This is a genomic window from Bradyrhizobium sp. LA2.1 (genome assembly GCF_040547725.1).
GTDB lineage: Bacteria > Pseudomonadota > Alphaproteobacteria > Rhizobiales > Xanthobacteraceae > Bradyrhizobium > Bradyrhizobium barranii.
The window spans coordinates 56,940-72,593 of sequence record NZ_JBEPQI010000010.1 but is presented as its reverse complement, the minus strand read 5'-3'; the positions used below and the strand labels follow the sequence as shown (position 1 = coordinate 72,593).

The following is a 15,654-nucleotide window of genomic DNA, read 5'->3' as shown; positions in this document are numbered from 1 at the left end:
TCCTGGCCGTCGTTGCTACGGTCAAGTGCTTTGCGAATGCGGCAGTCGCGTCAACCGGCGCGGTGCTGGTGACTTTTGCAAGCGTGAGGGAGACCAGAAGGAATTCGGCTCCCGGGAGAGCACGGCATAAGCCGTCCAACCACTGCGCAGGGAAGGCCGAGTGATTGGCACCACCTGTATGCTGCTGTGCGGTTTCCTTGCGCTACCTTTCGCGCAGCGGACCGCGGGTGCGAGGTCAGCACCCGGCCTTCCCTGCGCCCTCTTGGCTTCGAGGGTGGAGAGATCAAGCAAAGCTCGGGCGAAATGCGCTGCGAGGATGCGAAGGTGTGTCTGTAACACGCGCTGTCATCGCCCGCGAAGGCGGGCGACCCAGCATTCCAGAGGCGGGTGTGGTTGAACGCTGCGCTTCGGCTATGCCGTGCCGATCACGAAGGGCAAGTACGACATCGTCCAGGAGTTCAGATGCGGCGGCACGTCGTTCTAACCACCGAGGAGCCGCCGGCAGGCGTCGACGAAGACCTGCGCGCCCGTGACGATGTCGGCGTCGGCGGTGTTCTCGGTCCAGTGGTGGCTGATGCCGCCGATCGACGGCACGAACAGCATGGCCGCGGGCATGACGGTCGCGAGCAACTGCGCGTCGTGGCCGGCGCCGCTGGGCATGCGAATGGATCGTCCGCTGGCAAGGGCCTTGCTCGCGGCTTCGATGGCGTCCTGGAAGCCGGCGTTCATCATCGCGGGCGCGCCGGTGCGAATCTTCTCCACGGTGACGGTGCAAGGGCCCTTCGCGTTGGCCTCTTCCGCCATGGTGCGCAGCAGCTCCTCCAGCCGCGCGATGACCGCCGGATTGTCGTCGCGGATCTGGAACAGCATCTCGGCGCCGCCGGGAATGATGCTCGGCGCGCCGGGATCGAGCGTGATGCGGCCGGTGGTCCAGACCGTGCGCGCGCCACAGGCGCCTGGGAACCGCTCGTCGATCGCGACGCAGAACTTGGCCAGCGCGAGGCCGGCATCTTTCCGCGCCGCCATGCGGGTGGTGCCGGCATGGTTCTGCTCGCCGACGAAATTGATCTGGTACTGCCAGATGCCGACGATGGAGGTCACCACGCCGATCGCGAGCTTGCCGCTTTCGAGCGTGTCGCCCTGCTCGATATGCGCCTCCAGATATCCGATGTGGCGTCCCGGCTCGGCGGCGACGCGGGCGCGGCCCGAGAGCCCCATGTCGGCGAGTGCGTCGCGCATGGTGCGGCCGCTGGTGCGGTCGCGGGCGGCATCGATGTCGGCCTCGGTCACCTGTCCGACATAGGAGCGCGAGCCGAGGAAGTGCCCAAAGTGTCCTTCCTCGTCGCACCAGGCGGCAATTTCGACCGCACCCTTCACGGACGGGTCGGCATTGAGCACGCGGGCCGCTTCGAGCGCGTAGATGACGCCGAGCGGGCCATCCAGCCAGCCGGCGTAGTTCTGGCTTTCCAGATGCGATCCCGCCAGCAGCTTCGGCCCCGGCTTCGTGCTGGTGCCGAACACATTGCCGATGCCGTCGATCGCGGCGGTAAGGCCGGCGTCGGGCAGCTTCTGCACCAGCCAGTCGAGCGACTGCTTGTGCGGCTCGGAGAAGGTCGGCTTGTGCACGCCGGTCTTGTAGGCGCCGATGGCACGGAGCGCATTGAGATCGGCGAGAACGCGTTGCCCATCGGCACGCGGCTTGGTGTCAGGCATGTTCGGCAACCTTCAGCGCCTCGGAGCGGATCTCCTCGACCAGCCGTTCCTTCAGCTGGACGAATTCGGGCGTGGTCTTGATCTTGTAGGAGCGCGGATGCGGCAGGTCCACATTGATCTCGGCCTTGATGCGGCCGGGGCGCGCGCTCATCACGATGACGCGGCTGCCGAGGAAGATAGCTTCCTCGATGTCGTGGGTGACGAACAGCACGGTCTTCTGGTCGCGCTCCCAGATGCCCAGCAGCATCTCCTGCATCAGGGCACGGGTCTGGTTGTCCAGCGCGCCGAAGGGCTCGTCGAGCAAGAGAATCTTCGGATCGTTGGCGAGCGCGCGGGCGATCGCGGTGCGCTGCTGCATGCCGCCGGAGAGCTGCTTCGGCCAGTGGTTCTCGAAGCCGGACAACCCGACCTGGCGGATGAAGGCATCGGCGATCTTGTTGCGCTCCGCCTCGGGCACGCCGCGCTCGCGCAGGCCGAAGGCGATGTTCTCGCGCACGCTCAGCCACGGAAACAGCGTGTAGGACTGGAACACCATGCCGCGATCGGCGCCCGGGCCGGTCACCTCGCGCCCGTCGAGCGTGACGCGCCCGCTGGTCGGCCGGTCGAGACCGGCGACGATGCGAAGCAGCGTGGACTTGCCGCAGCCGGAGGGGCCGAGGATGGTGACGAAATCGTTGTTGCCGATGGTGAGATCGGTCGGCTCCAGCGCCCTGGTCGGCGCGTTGCCGTGGCGCGCGGGGAAGGTTCGCGAGACCTGTTCGATCTTCAGCGTGGTCATGCGAGCCTCCACGGAAACAGCCAGGCGTTGAACGCCTTGAACATGAAGTCCGAGAGGAGACCGATCACTCCGATCACGATGATGCCGAAGATGATCTGGCCGGTGTTGAGCAGCGCCTGGCTGTCGGTGATCATGTGGCCGATGCCCGAGGACGAGCCAATCAGCTCGGCGACGATGACATAGGTCCAGGCCCAGCCCAGCACCAGCCGCAGAATCTCCGCGATCTCGGGTGCGGAGGAGGGCAGCAGCACCCGGCGGATGATGCCGCGGTCGCTGGCCCCGAGCGTATAGGCCGCCTCGACCAGATCGCGCCGCGTGGTGCCCACGGTGACGGCGATCATCAGGATGATCTGGAACACCGCGCCGATGAAGATGACGAGCAGCTTCTGTAATTCGCCGATGCCGGCCCACAGGATCAGCAGCGGGATAAAGGCCGAGGCAGGCAAATAGCGAGCAAAGGAGACGAACGGTTCGAGGAACGCTTCGACCGGCTTGTAAGCGCCCATCAGCACGCCGAGCGGAACCGCGATGATCGCAGCGAGCGCGAAGCCGCCGACGACGCGCCAGATCGTCATGCCGATGTCGAACAGGAAGCCCTGCTTGGCGAGCAGGTCATAGCCTTCCTGCATCATGGTCAGCGGGTTGGCGAGAAAGGTCTTCGACACATGGCCGCCGAGCGTTGCCCACGACCAGAGGGCGACGAACAGCACGAAGAACGCGAGGCCGTAAGCCACGCGCTGCTTCGATGTCACGGGATCCAGGGGACGCATCAACGATCTATCCGGGCGGTGAACGAGTTTTCGGGCCCCGCCGCGAGACGGGGCCGGCAGCTCCTGAAGGGTTTACTTGATGTAGCTCGCGTCGAAGAGGTCCTCGACCTTCGGCGCGGCCTTGATGATGCCGATCTCGAGCAGGAGGTCGGCGGCCTCCTTGTTGAAGGTCAGGAAATCGCCGGCAAAGAACTTCTGGTTCGCGGCCTTGTCCTGCCAGCGCAGATATTTTGCCGAGTTGCCGAACGCCTCGCCGGTCTGCTTCACATCGGCACCCATGATCTCATAGGCCTTGGCCTGATCCTTGCCGATCATGTCGAGCGCCTCGAAATAGCTGTCGGCGAGCGCCTTGGCAGCCTTCGGGTTCTCGGTGAGGAACTTCGGCGTGCAGCCAAAGGTGTCCATGACCATCGGATAGTCGAGCGTGGTCGCGATGATCTTGCCCTTGTCGGGCGCGGCCCGAACCGTCGACAGATACGGCTCATAGGTCATCGCGGCGTCGTTCTGGCCGGAGACGAAGGCCTGCGCGGCCGCGGCCGGCTCGAGGTTCACGACGGTGACGTCCTTCACCGAGAGCCCGTTCTTCTTCAGCATCCAGGCCAGCGCGAAATAGGGCGAGGTGCCGGGCGCGGAAGCCGCGACGGTCTTGCCCTTGAGGTCCTTGATCGATGCGAGATCGTTGCGCACGGCCATGCCGTCGGCGCCGTAGCTCTTGTCGAGCTGGAAGATCTGCTTGGTCGCAACGCCATTGGCGTTCCACGAGATCCAGGTCTCGACGGTCGTGGCCGCGCACTGGACGTCGCCGGAGGCGATCGCGAGGTGGCGGTCCTTCTGCGGGATCTTCTTGATCGTCACGTCAAGACCATTTTTCTTGAAGATCCCAGCCTCCTTCGCCAGCGTGAGCGGCGCGAAGCCGGTCCATCCGGAGATGCCAATGCCGACCTTGACGTCGTCGGCGAGCACGGGAGTGGTGGCCGCGAGGGCAATGATTGTCGCAAAAATTGTCGAACTACGCATGATTGTCGTCCTCTTGCCGATCGATGGATTGACGTCCCTGTTGATCATTCGGTCCTGATGGACCGTTGCCCGAAGCGTTGCACGATTTGTGCCGACATCGTTCTCTCAGCCTCCCTTGAATCGGGCGACAAGGCGGTGAGAGTCACCGGGATAGAGCAGGCGCACTGCGGTGATGGTGCGCGCGCTGCGCCAGGTATAGCGGTCGATCACGAGGCAAGGCGCGCCGACGGCGATGTCGAGCGCCTCCGCCGTGCGATCGTCCGCAACGATGGCGCTGATCGTATGCTCGGCTTCCGTCCATGGGACATGATGAAGCAGCCACGAGCCGGGAGGCTCGCGCGAGAAATCCGCGGTCGCTGCATCCGGTACGGAGGACAGATCGATCAGTCGGTCCTCGACGGCAAACGGCACCTTGTCGGCGCTGTGCCGGCAGGTGATCGCAACGACCTTTCCGGCCTTCTTGACACCAAGACGCTCGCGGTCGGCGGCGGTCGCCGCGCGCAGCTTGCGCCCGATCAGCTCGTAGCCGTAGCCGCGGCCAAGCGCGGTGATCTCGGCGCGAATGTCTGCGATCTTCAGCACCGCGGACAGATGCTGCGGCCGGCGTACGAAGGAGCCGGCGCGCCGCCGCCGTTCGATCAGGTCCGCCTGCGCGAGCTCCGACAGCGCCTTGTTCACCGTCATGCGCGAGCAGCCGTAACGTGCGACCAGTTCGTGCTCGAACGGGATGCGATGCCCGGGCGGCCATTCGCCGGTGAGGATGCGCTTCTCGATATCGGCGCGGATGCGCTTGTAGAGCGTCGGCTGGTCGGCGGCATCGGTGGCCAGGCTCATGCGACAAGCCTCCGCACCGCCGCGTTGAAGCGCTCGCGCGCGGTCTGTCGCAGTCTGTGTCGTCCGCCTTCGACGACCTTGTGGCCGCCGGCCCAGACGCAATCGATCGCGCCGGTCCCTCCGGCAAAAATCCAACCGTCGATGGCGGCGTCGCGCAAACGTCCCGCGAGCGACGGATGTGCGGTGTCGAGCGTGACGATGTCGGCGCGTGCGCCGGGCCCGAGGCCAGCCGTCGCCTGTGCCAGCGCGCGTGCACCGCCGGCGAGCGTATGATCGAACAGCGTACGTCCGGTCGAGCGGCCTGCGCCGCCTGAGAGCACGTTGCGCTCGCGATGCTTGAGACGCTGGCCATATTCGAGCTGACGCAGCTCGTCGGCTGCGCCGACCAGCACGTTGGAGTCGGTGCCCACACCGAACGCGCCGCCGGCATCGACGAATTCGCGCGCCGGAAAAATGCCGTCGCCGAGGCTCGCTTCCGTGATGGGGCAGAGACCCGCCACCGCACCGGTCTTCGCGAACGCGGTGACTTCCTCATCCGTCGTATGGGTCGCGTGGATAAGGCACCAGCGTTGATCAACGGGCGCGTGTTCCAGCAGCCATTGCACCGGCCGTCGTCCCGACCAGGCCAGGCAATCCTCGACTTCCTTCACCTGCTCGGCGGCATGGATATGCACCGGTCCACCGTCGGCGAGCGGAATGATCGCCGCGAGTTCGTCCGGCGTCACCGCACGCAGGCTGTGCGGCGCGATGCCGATATTGGCGCCCGGTAAGCTTGCGATCGCCTTGCGTGACGCTGCCATCAGCGCGGCGAACTGATCGACCGAGCAGATGAAGCGGCGTTGTCCGGCATGCGGTGCGGCGCCGCCGAAGGAGCCATGCGCATAAAAACTCGGCAGCAGCGTCAGGGCAATGCCGGAAGCTTCGGCAGCCTGTGCAATGCGCGCAGCCATTTCCGCGAGGTCGGCATAAGGGGAGCCGTCGCGATCGTGGTGGAGGTAGTGGAATTCGCCGACGCGGGTAAAGCCCTGTTCGAGCATCTCGACATACAACAGCGTCGCAACGGCGGCGACATCGTCCGGCGTCATCGTCAGCGCGAAGCGATACATCGTGTCGCGCCAGGTCCAGAACGTATCGGTGCTATCGCCGCGCAGCTCGGCCAGCCCCGCCATGCCGCGCTGGAATGCGTGGCTGTGCAGGCTCGCCAACCCCGGAAGCGCAATTCCGTGACGCTCGTCGCCGGCGGCCGGCGCCACGCCCGGCGTCACCTCGGCGATCGCGCCGGCGGTGATCACCATCTGCACGTCATTGGCCCAGCCGGAAGGCAGGAGCGCGGAGGCGAAATGCAGTCGGGTCATGATTACACGCCGGCTGGACAGAACCGCCCCACGATTATATGTCTAGACATATAAGTCAAGCATCCCACGAAGGGACCATTGCATGGCAGAGCGCTTCGACCGGATCTGGCACAACGCCCGGCTCGCCACGATGCGGGCCGACCGTCCCGATCTCGGCGAGATCGAGCATGGCGTGATCGCCACGCGCGGCGGCCATATCGTCTATGCGGGCGCGGCGGCGGATTTTCCTGGTGATGCAGATGCGATCAAGCGGATCGATTGCGAGGGGCGCTGGATCACGCCCGGCCTCGTCGATTGCCATACCCATCTCGTCTACGGCGGCAATCGCGCGCATGAATTCGAGCTGCGCCTGAAGGGCGCAAGCTACGAAGAAATCGCGCGCGCCGGTGGCGGCATTGTCTCGACAGTCGCCGCGACTCGCAAGGCGAGCGAGGCCGAGCTCGTTGCCAGCGCGCTGCCGCGGCTCGATGCGCTGATCGGCGAGGGCGTCACCACCATCGAGATCAAGTCCGGCTACGGCCTCGATGTCGAGACCGAGATGCGGCAGCTCTCAGCGGCGCGCATCCTCGGCCGTCAGCGGCCGGTTGCGATCCGCACCTCCTTTCTCGGGGCGCATGCGCTGCCTGTGGAGGCCGGCGGTGACAAGGATCGCTACATCGATCTCGTGTGTCATGAAATGCTGCCGGCTGTCGCAAAGGCCGGTCTTGCCGATGCCGTCGATGCATTCATGGAGGGTATCGCGTTCTCGGCCGAGCAGACCGCGCGGGTGTTCGAGACGGCGAGGGGGCTTGGGCTGCCGGTCAAGCTCCATGCCGACCAGCTGTCGAATCTCGGCGGCGCAGCACTTGCCGCAAAATTCTCGGCGCTCTCCGCCGATCATCTCGAGCACACCGACGCGGCCGGCGCTGCCGAGATGGCGAAGGCCGGAACTGTCGCCGTGCTGCTGCCCGGCGCCTTCTATTTCATCCGCGAGACGCAAAAGCCGCCGATCGAGGCGTTCCGCAAGCACGGCGTCCACATGGCGCTCGCGACCGACTGCAATCCCGGCAGCTCGCCTCTGACATCGCTGCTGCTCACGATGAACATGGGCGCGACGTTGTTCCGGTTGACGGTGGCCGAATGCCTCGCTGGTGTTACCCGCGAAGGCGCGCGTGCGCTCGGCGTGCTCAATGAGACCGGCACGCTGGAAGCTGGGAAGTGGTGCGATCTCGCGATCTGGGACATCGAGCGGCCCGCCGAGCTCGTCTACCGCATCGGCTTCAATCCGCTGCATCGCCGGGTGTGGAGGGGACAGTGACGGAACAGGGCGCGGCGATCATCGTCAAGCCGGGAACGGTCAGCCTCGATGATCTCGCGCGCGTGCTCAAAGGCGCCGCTGTCGTGCTCGATCCACCATTCTGGCCGCGCGTCGAGGCGGCGGCGGAGATCGTCGCAAAGGCAGCACACGCCGCTGCGCCGGTCTACGGCATCAATACCGGTTTTGGAAAACTGGCCTCGAAGCGGATTCCACCCGACCAGACCGCGCTGCTCCAGCGCAATCTCATCGTCTCGCATTGCTGCGGCGTCGGCCCGGTCACGCCGGAGCCGATCGTACGGCTGATGATGGCGCTGAAGGTCGTCTCGCTCGGCCGCGGCGCCTCCGGCGTGCGTCGCGAGGTGATCGAGCAGTTGCAGGCCATGCTGGCGCAGGGCGTCTATCCGCTGGTGCCGCAGCAAGGATCGGTCGGTGCCTCCGGCGATCTTGCGCCGCTCGCGCATATGACGGCGGTGATGATCGGCGAGGGGCAGGCGATCGTTGGTGGCAAGACTGTCTCCGGCCGTGAGGCACTCGCCGTCGCCGGACTTGCGCCGCTGACGCTGGGCCCCAAGGAGGGGCTCGCGCTGATCAACGGGACGCAGTTCTCGACCGCCTACGCCGTCTCCGGCGTGCTGCGCGCGTTTCGCCTGGCTCGCGCCGCGCTCGTCACTGGCGCGCTGTCGGTCGATGCGGCAATGGCCTCGACGGCGCCGTTCCGCCCGGAAATTCAGGCGTTGCGCGGTCACGCAGGACAGATCGCTGCGGCCGCGACGCTGACCGCGTTGCTCGACGGCAGCGATATCAGGTTGTCGCATCTCGAAGGTGACGAGCGCGTGCAGGATCCCTATTGCCTGCGGTGCCAGCCGCAGGTCGCGGGCGCTGCGCTCGACCTGATCACGCAGGCCGCGCGCACGCTCATCGTCGAAGCCAATGCCGTCACCGACAATCCGCTCGTCCTGGTCGAGACCGGCGAGATCGTCTCCGGCGGCAATTTCCACGCCGAGCCGGTCGCCTTTGCAGCGGACGCCATCGCGCTGGCGCTGTCGGAAATCGGTGCGATCAGCGAGCGGCGCATCGCGACGCTGGTCGATCCCGCGCTCAATTTCGGCCTGCCGCCGTTTCTAACGCCCGATCCCGGCATCAATTCCGGCTTCATGATCGCCGAGGTCACGGCCGCCGCGCTCTACGCCGAGAACAAGCAGCGTGCGGCTGCCTGCTCGATCGACTCGGCCCCGACCAGCGCCAACCAGGAAGACCATGTCTCGATGGCCGCGCACGCCGCGCGTCGCCTCTCGGACATGGCCGACAACCTCGCCGCCATCCTCGGCATCGAGCTCCTGGTCGCCGCGCAGGGAATCACGCTGCGCGCGCCGCATGCGACCAGCGCCCCACTCGTTGCCGTCATCGCTGCGCTTCGCGAGCATGTGCCCGCGCTCGGCGCCGACCGCTACATGGCCGGCGATCTCGCCAAGGCGGCTGCGCTGATCGAAGCCGATGCGCTACCGGCCGTGGCGATCGCGGCGCTTCCAACCGATCCGTTTCCGAGACTTGACTAAAGAGGTGCTCCGCATGAACCGCCGACTGGACAATGACCGCACCATCCGCGCTCCCCGCGGCAGCGACATCAGCGCCAAGAGCTGGCTGACGGAAGCGCCCCTGCGCATGCTGATGAACAATCTCGATCCCGATGTCGCGGAGCGTCCGAGCGAGCTCGTCGTCTATGGCGGCATTGGCCGCGCCGCGCGCGACTGGGAGAGCTTTGACCGCATCACGGCTGCCTTGCGCAAGCTCGAGAATGACGAGACGCTGCTGGTCCAGTCCGGCAAGCCGGTCGGTGTCTTCCGCACCCATGCCGATGCCCCGCGCGTCCTGATCGCGAACTCCAACATCGTGCCGCATTGGGCGACGCTCGACCATTTCAACGAGCTCGATCGCAAGGGCCTGATGATGTACGGCCAGATGACGGCGGGCTCCTGGATCTATATCGGCAGCCAGGGCATCGTGCAGGGCACCTACGAGACCTTCGTCGAGGTCGGCCGGCGCCACTATGGCGGCAGCCTCGCGGGAAGATGGATTCTCACCGCCGGTCTCGGCGGCATGGGCGGCGCGCAACCGCTGGCCGCGACCATGGCGGGCGCCTCGATGCTCGCGGTCGAATGCCAGCCGAGCCGCATCGAGATGCGACTGCGTACCGGCTATCTCGATCGACAGGCTACAACGCTCGACGAGGCGCTGGCGATCATGGAAGATGCCGCGAAGACGAAGAAGGCGGTTTCGGTCGGCCTGCTCGGCAATGCCGCAGAGATTTTCCCCGAGCTGGTGCGCCGCGGCATCAAGCCCGACATCGTCACCGACCAGACCAGCGCGCATGATCCGATCAACGGCTACTTGCCGAAGGGCTGGACGCTCGCCGATTGGGAAGCCAAGCGCGCCTCCGATCCGAAGGCGGTGGAGCGAGCGTCGAAGACGTCGATGGTCGAGCACGTCCAGGCCATGCTGGATTTCCATGCGCAGGGCATTCCGACGCTCGACTACGGCAACAACATTCGCCAGATGGCGCAGGACATGGGCCTGAAGAACGCCTTCGATTTCCCAGGCTTCGTTCCCGCCTATATCCGTCCCTTGTTCTGCCGCGGCGTCGGGCCGTTCCGCTGGGCTGCGCTGTCCGGCGATCCGGAGGACATCTTCAAGACCGACGCCAAGGTCAAGGAGCTGATGCCCGACGACAAGCACCTGCACAACTGGCTCGACATGGCCAGGGAACGCATCAAGTTCCAGGGCCTGCCGGCGCGGATCTGCTGGGTCGGCCTTGGCGACCGAGATCGCCTGGGCCTTGCCTTCAACGAGATGGTGGCACGTGGCGAATTGAAGGCGCCGATCGTGATCGGCCGCGATCATCTCGACAGCGGCTCGGTGGCGAGCCCCAACCGCGAGACCGAGGCGATGAAGGACGGATCGGATGCGGTGTCCGACTGGCCTTTGCTCAACGCGCTGCTCAATTGCGCCAGCGGCGCGACCTGGGTCTCGCTGCATCACGGCGGCGGCGTCGGCATCGGCTATTCGCAGCATGCCGGCATGGTGATCGTCGCCGACGGCACGCCGGAAGCCGCGAAGCGCATTGAGCGCGTGCTGTGGAACGATCCCGCCAGCGGCGTCATGCGCCACGCCGACGCGGGCTATGAGACTGCGATCGATTGTGCCCGCGACAAGGGGCTCGATCTGCCGAGCCTGGCGAAGTAGTTACGCTTCAGTCGCGCGCCAAAAGCTTCGGCATCGTCATCTTCGCGCCGTCCATGAAGGTCTGGACGGCGTCGCGGACGATCGCGTCGAGATCGGGCGGGATCGGCGTCTCGTAGATGAACTTGCGGATGGCGAGATAGAAGATGCGGCCGTGCAGGCCCCAGAACAGCTCGGTCTCGCGTTCGCTGAGCGGATGGGACTTCGCGTCGGGCAGCTTCAGATCGTGGCGCAGCTCGGCCGCCGCGGGCTCGATGATCTCGCGGCGGACAATGTCGAGATAACGGCCGGTGATGCCGAACGACTTCATGCCGGAGAAGACGAAGATCCGCACCCAATTGTACTCGAACACGCGTTCGACATAGTCGAGATAGAAGCGCGTCAGCCGCGCCTCGAGCGGCAAGGTTCGGTCGCGGATCATCGGCCCCCAATCGGGCGACCAGCGGCTGAGATAGACCTCCTGGTAGACCCGCTCGATCAGCGCCTCCTTGCTCGGGAAGTGGCGATAGATCGCCGAATGCGTGATGCCCATGCGTTTGGCGAGTTCGCGGGTCTGGCCCTCGAAGCCATGCTCGGCGAAGAAGCGGATCGCCTCGTCCACGATTGCACGCTCGCGGTCGGCCGCACGCATGTTGCGGCGCTTTGGCGCGGACTTGGTGCCTGTGTCCGTCCGCTTCCGGACCGGTCGCTTCGCTGGTTTCTGCGCTTTTCGGGCCATTTCGTCGCTGTTTAGCAATCTCCGGCTGCCTTCTTAGCCTAAAGGTGCATTTGTGACCAAATGGTCATTTCCTGTTGACCGCCTCTCGGCAGCGTGTCAGGATTTTGAGACCAGATGGTTACAAATCTGGCATCCCGGCTGATGAGCCGACGGATCTCGAGGAAACGGCGGTGAAGGCGAGGGCTTTCAGCTATTTTCGTGCTGCGACGATCGACCAAGCGCTGGATGCTCATGCCCGCGCCGGCGATGACGCGCGCTTCATTGCCGGGGGCCAGAGCCTCGTGCCGGCGTTATCGCTGCGGCTACAAGCGCCGCGGTTGCTGATCGACATCACCCACATCGAAGAGCTGCGCGGCGTCCGGCGCGAAGGCGGTTACTTGCGCATCGGCGCGCTGACGCGCCATTGCGAGATGCTGAGCGAGCCGCTGATCGCCGAGTTCGCGCCGCTGCTGCATGCGGCCGCCCCCTTCGTCGCCCATCCCGCGATCCGCAACCGCGGCACCATTGGCGGCAGCGTCGCGCTCGCCGATCCTGCCTCCGAATTCCCGGCGATGACCCTGGCGCTCGATGCCGAGATCGAGATCGCAGGCCTGTCCGGCAGCCGGCGCATCAAGGCCGACGACTTCTTCGTCGAGCTGTTCGAGACCGCATTGCAGCCCGGTGAGCTGATCACCGCGATCTACGTTCCGCTGTTCAAGGCCGATCAGCGCTTTGCATTCGACGAGCTGGCGCGCCGGCGCGGCGACTACGCGCTGGTCGGATGCGGCATGCTTGCGACTTTCACAGCCGAACGCATCGACGACATCCGCATTTCCTTCTTCTCGGTCGGCAATACACCGACGCGGGTGAAGGGCGCTGAGGCAACCCTGATCGGCTCGAACCTGGATCCTGAACGTATCGCCGCCGCACAAGCGGCGCTCGAAGGCGATCTCGCGCCGCCCGACAGCGACGAGGTGCCGCCGGCGATGCGGCTGCATCTCGCCCGCGTGCTGCTCGGCCGCCTGCTCGGACGTCTGGGTGAGGGCGCATGAGCGGTTTTGACGAAACCCTTTTGGACGACCCCGACGAGACCGTGCGGGTCCGCTTCGTCGTCAATGGCCGCAAGGTCGCATGCGAGGTGGCGCCGCGCGAGACGCTGGTCGATTGCCTGCGCAACGCGCTCGAACTGACCGGCACGCATGCGGGCTGCGAGATGGGGGCCTGCGGCGCCTGCCTGGTGCAGCTCGACGGCCGCGCTGTGCACTCCTGCCTGATCTTTGCAGTGCAGGCCGATGGCGCCAAGATCAATACCATCGAAGGTCTTACCGAGAGCGGCGTGATTGCCGATCTCCAGGACGAATTCCATCGCCGCAACGCGCTGCAATGCGGCTTCTGCACGCCGGGCATGTTGGTCAATGCGCACGAGTTGCTCTCGCTGATCGCGCTGCCCAGCCGCGACGAGATCCGCGACGCGCTGTCGGGCAACTATTGCCGCTGCACCGGCTATGAGGCGATCGTGGACGCCATCGACGCGGTGGCCAAAGCGCGCAATGAAAATGGAGGCGCGACATGAGCGCGCCGCTGACCTCGCTCGACCGCCCGAATTCCTATATCGGCCGCTCCGTGCCGCGCCCGAACGCCAAGCGGCTGCTCGCCGGCCGCGGTCGCTATGTCAGCGACCTCCGCCTGCCGCGCATGCTCCATGCCGCGTTCCTGCGCAGTCCGCATGCGCACGCGAAGATCGTCGCCATCAATACCGAGCAAGCGCGCGCACTCGAAGGCGTGCATCTCATCGCCACCGGCGAGGACCTCGCAAAGATCTGCACGCCCTGGACCGGCACGCTCGACCACTTCAAGGGCATGACGTCGGCTCCGCAATTGCCATTGCCGCTCGACCGCGTGGTCTGGGCCGGGCAGGCTGTGGTGGCCGTCGTCGCCGAGAGCCGGACAATCGCGGAAGATGCGCTGGAGCTGATCGAGATCGATTACGAGGACCTCCCTGTCGTCGTCGATATCGACAGTGCACGAGAGGTTGGTGGCCCGCTGATCAATCCCGGCAGTGTCAATAACACCTGTTTCCGGGCCCAGCTCGACAATGGCGCCGTTGACGACGCCTTTGCGCATGCCGCGCACGTGGTGGAAGAAGTGTTCTCCTTCGGCCGCCACACCGCGGTGACGCTGGAGCCGCGCGCCATCGTCTCCGACTACGATCCCGCCGCCGGCGCACTCACCGTGCATCATGCGACGCAGACGCCCTACCAGTTCCAGGATCTCTATTCGCGCCACTACGGCATCCCGGAGGCCCGCGTCCGCGTGATCGCGACCGACATCGGCGGCTCCTTCGGGATGAAGCTGCATGTCTATCACGAGGACATGGCGGTGGTCGGCCTGTCGATCCTGCTCGGCCGTCCCGTCAAATACGTCGCCGACCGCATCGAGTCGTTCGTCTCCGACATCCACGCCCGCGATCATCGCGTCCGCGCCCGCATGGCGCTCGATGCCAAGGGCGAGATTCTGGCGATGGACGTGCTGGACCTGACCGCGATCGGGGCGTTCTCGACCTATCCGCGCACCAGCGTGGTCGAGGGCAACCAGGTGATCCGCCTGATCGGCGCGCCCTATCGTTTCAAGAACTATCGCGCCACACTGGAGGTGATCTTCCAGAACAAGGTGCAGACCAGCCAGTATCGCGCCGTCGGCCATCCCATCGCCTGCGCCGTCACCGAACGGCTGGTTGACATGGCGGCGGCCAAGGTCGGCCTCGATCCCTTCGACATTCGCGCGCGGAACGTGATCGCCGACGATGCCTATCCGCAGACCTCGCCGACCGGTTATCGCTTCGAGGCGCTGTCGCACCAGGCCTGCCTGAAGCGCCTGCACGAGATGATGGGTTATGAGGCGTTGCGCGCGGAGCAGGCCGACTTGCGCAAGCGCGGCAGCTATCGCGGCATCGGCATTGCGGCCTTCGTCGAGATCACCAATCCCAGCCCGGCCTTCTACGGCGTCGGCGGTGCGCGCATCTCGTCGCAGGACGGCGCGATCCTCAGCCTGACGCCGTCGGGCGAGGTCCGCTGCCTGATCTCGGTCACCGAGCAGGGGCAGGGCACCGAGGCGATCATCAGCCAGATTGTGGCCGATCAGCTCGGCCTTGCGCAGGAACACGTCAAGGTCATCACGGGAGATACCGAGGTGACGCCGCATGGCGGCGCCACCTGGGCCTGCCGTGGCGCCGGCATCGGCGGCGAGACCGCGCTGCGGGCCACGCGCGTGCTCAAGCGCAATATTCTGGAGATTGCCGCGCTCATTCTTCAGGAGCAGCCGTCGGCACTCGACATCATCGATGGTGAGGTCGTCGACGCCGTGACCCGGAACCAGCGGTTGCCGATCTCCGAGATCGCGCGGATCGCCTATTTCCGCTCCGACACCTTGCCGCCCGGCACACAGGCGCAGCTCACCGTCAGCCATCATTTCGCGCCGCAGGGCTATCCGTTCGCCTTCACCAACGGCATCCAGGGCTGTTCGCTGGAGGTCGATGTCGAGACCGGCTTCATCAAGGTGCTGAAGCACTTCATCGTCGAGGATTGCGGCCGCGTCATCAATCCGATGCTGGTGGACGAGCAGCTTCGCGGCGGCATCGTCCAGGGGCTGGGTGCGGCGCTGTTCGAGGAATGCCGCTACAGCGAGACTGGTCAGCTCATGAACGGCTCGCTCGCCGACTATCTCGTTCCGATGCCGATGGAGATGCCCGACATCGTCATCGCCCACGTCGAGACGCCGACCGCCGACACCGTGCTCGGAGCCAAGGGGGTTGGCGAGGCCGGCACGGCGGCGGCCTCCGCCTGCGTGCTCAACGCCGTCAACGACGCGCTCACGCCGTTCGGCGCGACGATCAATTCGATCCCGATCACGCCCATAAAAGTCCTGAAAGCCCTGAAACGTTTCTAAAAAAAGACAGT

13 protein-coding genes are annotated in these 15,654 nt (G+C 65.8%); 6 read left to right on the top strand and 7 right to left on the bottom strand.

The features are described 5' to 3' along the window. Positions 1-480: 480 nt before the first annotated feature. From ABIB95_RS20875 to ABIB95_RS20850, 6 genes are all read right to left on the bottom strand, one after another. Positions 481-1,713 (bottom strand): Zn-dependent hydrolase, encoded by a 1,233-nt coding sequence (locus tag ABIB95_RS20875; protein ID WP_354241672.1) that lies wholly within the window; start codon positions 1,711-1,713, stop codon positions 481-483. Continuing rightward, complete coding sequence (locus ABIB95_RS20870; RefSeq protein ID WP_354241670.1) at positions 1,706-2,491, bottom strand: ABC transporter ATP-binding protein; 786 nt, start codon at positions 2,489-2,491, stop codon at positions 1,706-1,708. Before ABIB95_RS20870 ends, ABIB95_RS20875 begins: the two co-directional genes overlap by 8 nt. After that, positions 2,488-3,261 carry an ABC transporter permease gene (locus ABIB95_RS20865; RefSeq protein ID WP_085405609.1) on the bottom strand — a complete coding sequence of 258 codons (774 nt, stop codon included), beginning with the start codon at positions 3,259-3,261 and terminating at the stop codon, positions 2,488-2,490. Before ABIB95_RS20865 ends, ABIB95_RS20870 begins: the two co-directional genes overlap by 4 nt. A 72-nt stretch (positions 3,262-3,333) precedes the next feature. After that, positions 3,334-4,278: an ABC transporter substrate-binding protein gene (locus ABIB95_RS20860; RefSeq protein WP_354241667.1), complete on the bottom strand. Its 945-nt coding sequence runs from the start codon at positions 4,276-4,278 to the stop codon at positions 3,334-3,336. A 105-nt stretch (positions 4,279-4,383) separates the two neighbouring features. Continuing rightward, the gene (hutC, locus tag ABIB95_RS20855) at positions 4,384-5,112 is read right to left on the bottom strand and encodes a histidine utilization transcriptional repressor HutC (RefSeq protein WP_014493578.1); all 729 of its coding nucleotides are present in this window, start codon (positions 5,110-5,112) and stop codon (positions 4,384-4,386) included. Further along, positions 5,109-6,467 carry a formimidoylglutamate deiminase gene (locus ABIB95_RS20850; protein ID WP_354241664.1) on the bottom strand — a complete coding sequence of 453 codons (1,359 nt, stop codon included), beginning with the start codon at positions 6,465-6,467 and terminating at the stop codon, positions 5,109-5,111. The genes hutC and ABIB95_RS20850 overlap by 4 nt, the downstream gene beginning before the upstream one ends. Positions 6,468-6,549: 82 nt before the next feature. Here ABIB95_RS20850 and hutI point away from each other — a divergent pair, with 82 nt between their 5' ends. From hutI to hutU, 3 genes are read left to right on the top strand one after another with little or no spacing between them, the layout of a single operon-like run. Next, on the top strand, positions 6,550-7,764 hold the full coding sequence (gene hutI / locus ABIB95_RS20845) for an imidazolonepropionase (RefSeq protein ID WP_354241661.1): 1,215 nt from the start codon (positions 6,550-6,552) through the stop codon (positions 7,762-7,764). After that, positions 7,761-9,320, top strand: coding sequence for a histidine ammonia-lyase (hutH, locus tag ABIB95_RS20840; RefSeq protein WP_354241659.1), 1,560 nt, complete (start codon positions 7,761-7,763; stop codon positions 9,318-9,320). The genes hutI and hutH overlap by 4 nt, the downstream gene beginning before the upstream one ends. Before the next feature lie 13 nt (positions 9,321-9,333). Further along, complete coding sequence (gene hutU / locus ABIB95_RS20835; RefSeq protein ID WP_354241656.1) at positions 9,334-11,004, top strand: urocanate hydratase; 1,671 nt, start codon at positions 9,334-9,336, stop codon at positions 11,002-11,004. 7 nt (positions 11,005-11,011) lie between these two features. Here the strand turns inward: hutU and ABIB95_RS20830 are convergent, their stop codons facing one another. Then, positions 11,012-11,632, bottom strand: coding sequence for a TetR/AcrR family transcriptional regulator (locus tag ABIB95_RS20830; RefSeq protein WP_283017252.1), 621 nt, complete (start codon positions 11,630-11,632; stop codon positions 11,012-11,014). Between the two features lie 257 nt (positions 11,633-11,889). Between ABIB95_RS20830 and ABIB95_RS20825 the strand changes: the two genes are divergently transcribed. From ABIB95_RS20825 to ABIB95_RS20815, 3 genes are read left to right on the top strand one after another with little or no spacing between them, the layout of a single operon-like run. Next, positions 11,890-12,750, top strand: coding sequence for an FAD binding domain-containing protein (locus ABIB95_RS20825; protein ID WP_354241654.1), 861 nt, complete (start codon positions 11,890-11,892; stop codon positions 12,748-12,750). Next, positions 12,747-13,271 (top strand): (2Fe-2S)-binding protein, encoded by a 525-nt coding sequence (locus ABIB95_RS20820; RefSeq protein WP_354241651.1) that lies wholly within the window; start codon positions 12,747-12,749, stop codon positions 13,269-13,271. The genes ABIB95_RS20825 and ABIB95_RS20820 overlap by 4 nt, the downstream gene beginning before the upstream one ends. Next, a complete protein-coding gene (locus ABIB95_RS20815; protein ID WP_354241648.1) occupies positions 13,268-15,643 on the top strand; it encodes a xanthine dehydrogenase family protein molybdopterin-binding subunit in 2,376 nt (791 codons plus the stop codon). The genes ABIB95_RS20820 and ABIB95_RS20815 overlap by 4 nt, the downstream gene beginning before the upstream one ends. Positions 15,644-15,654: the final 11 nt, after the last annotated feature.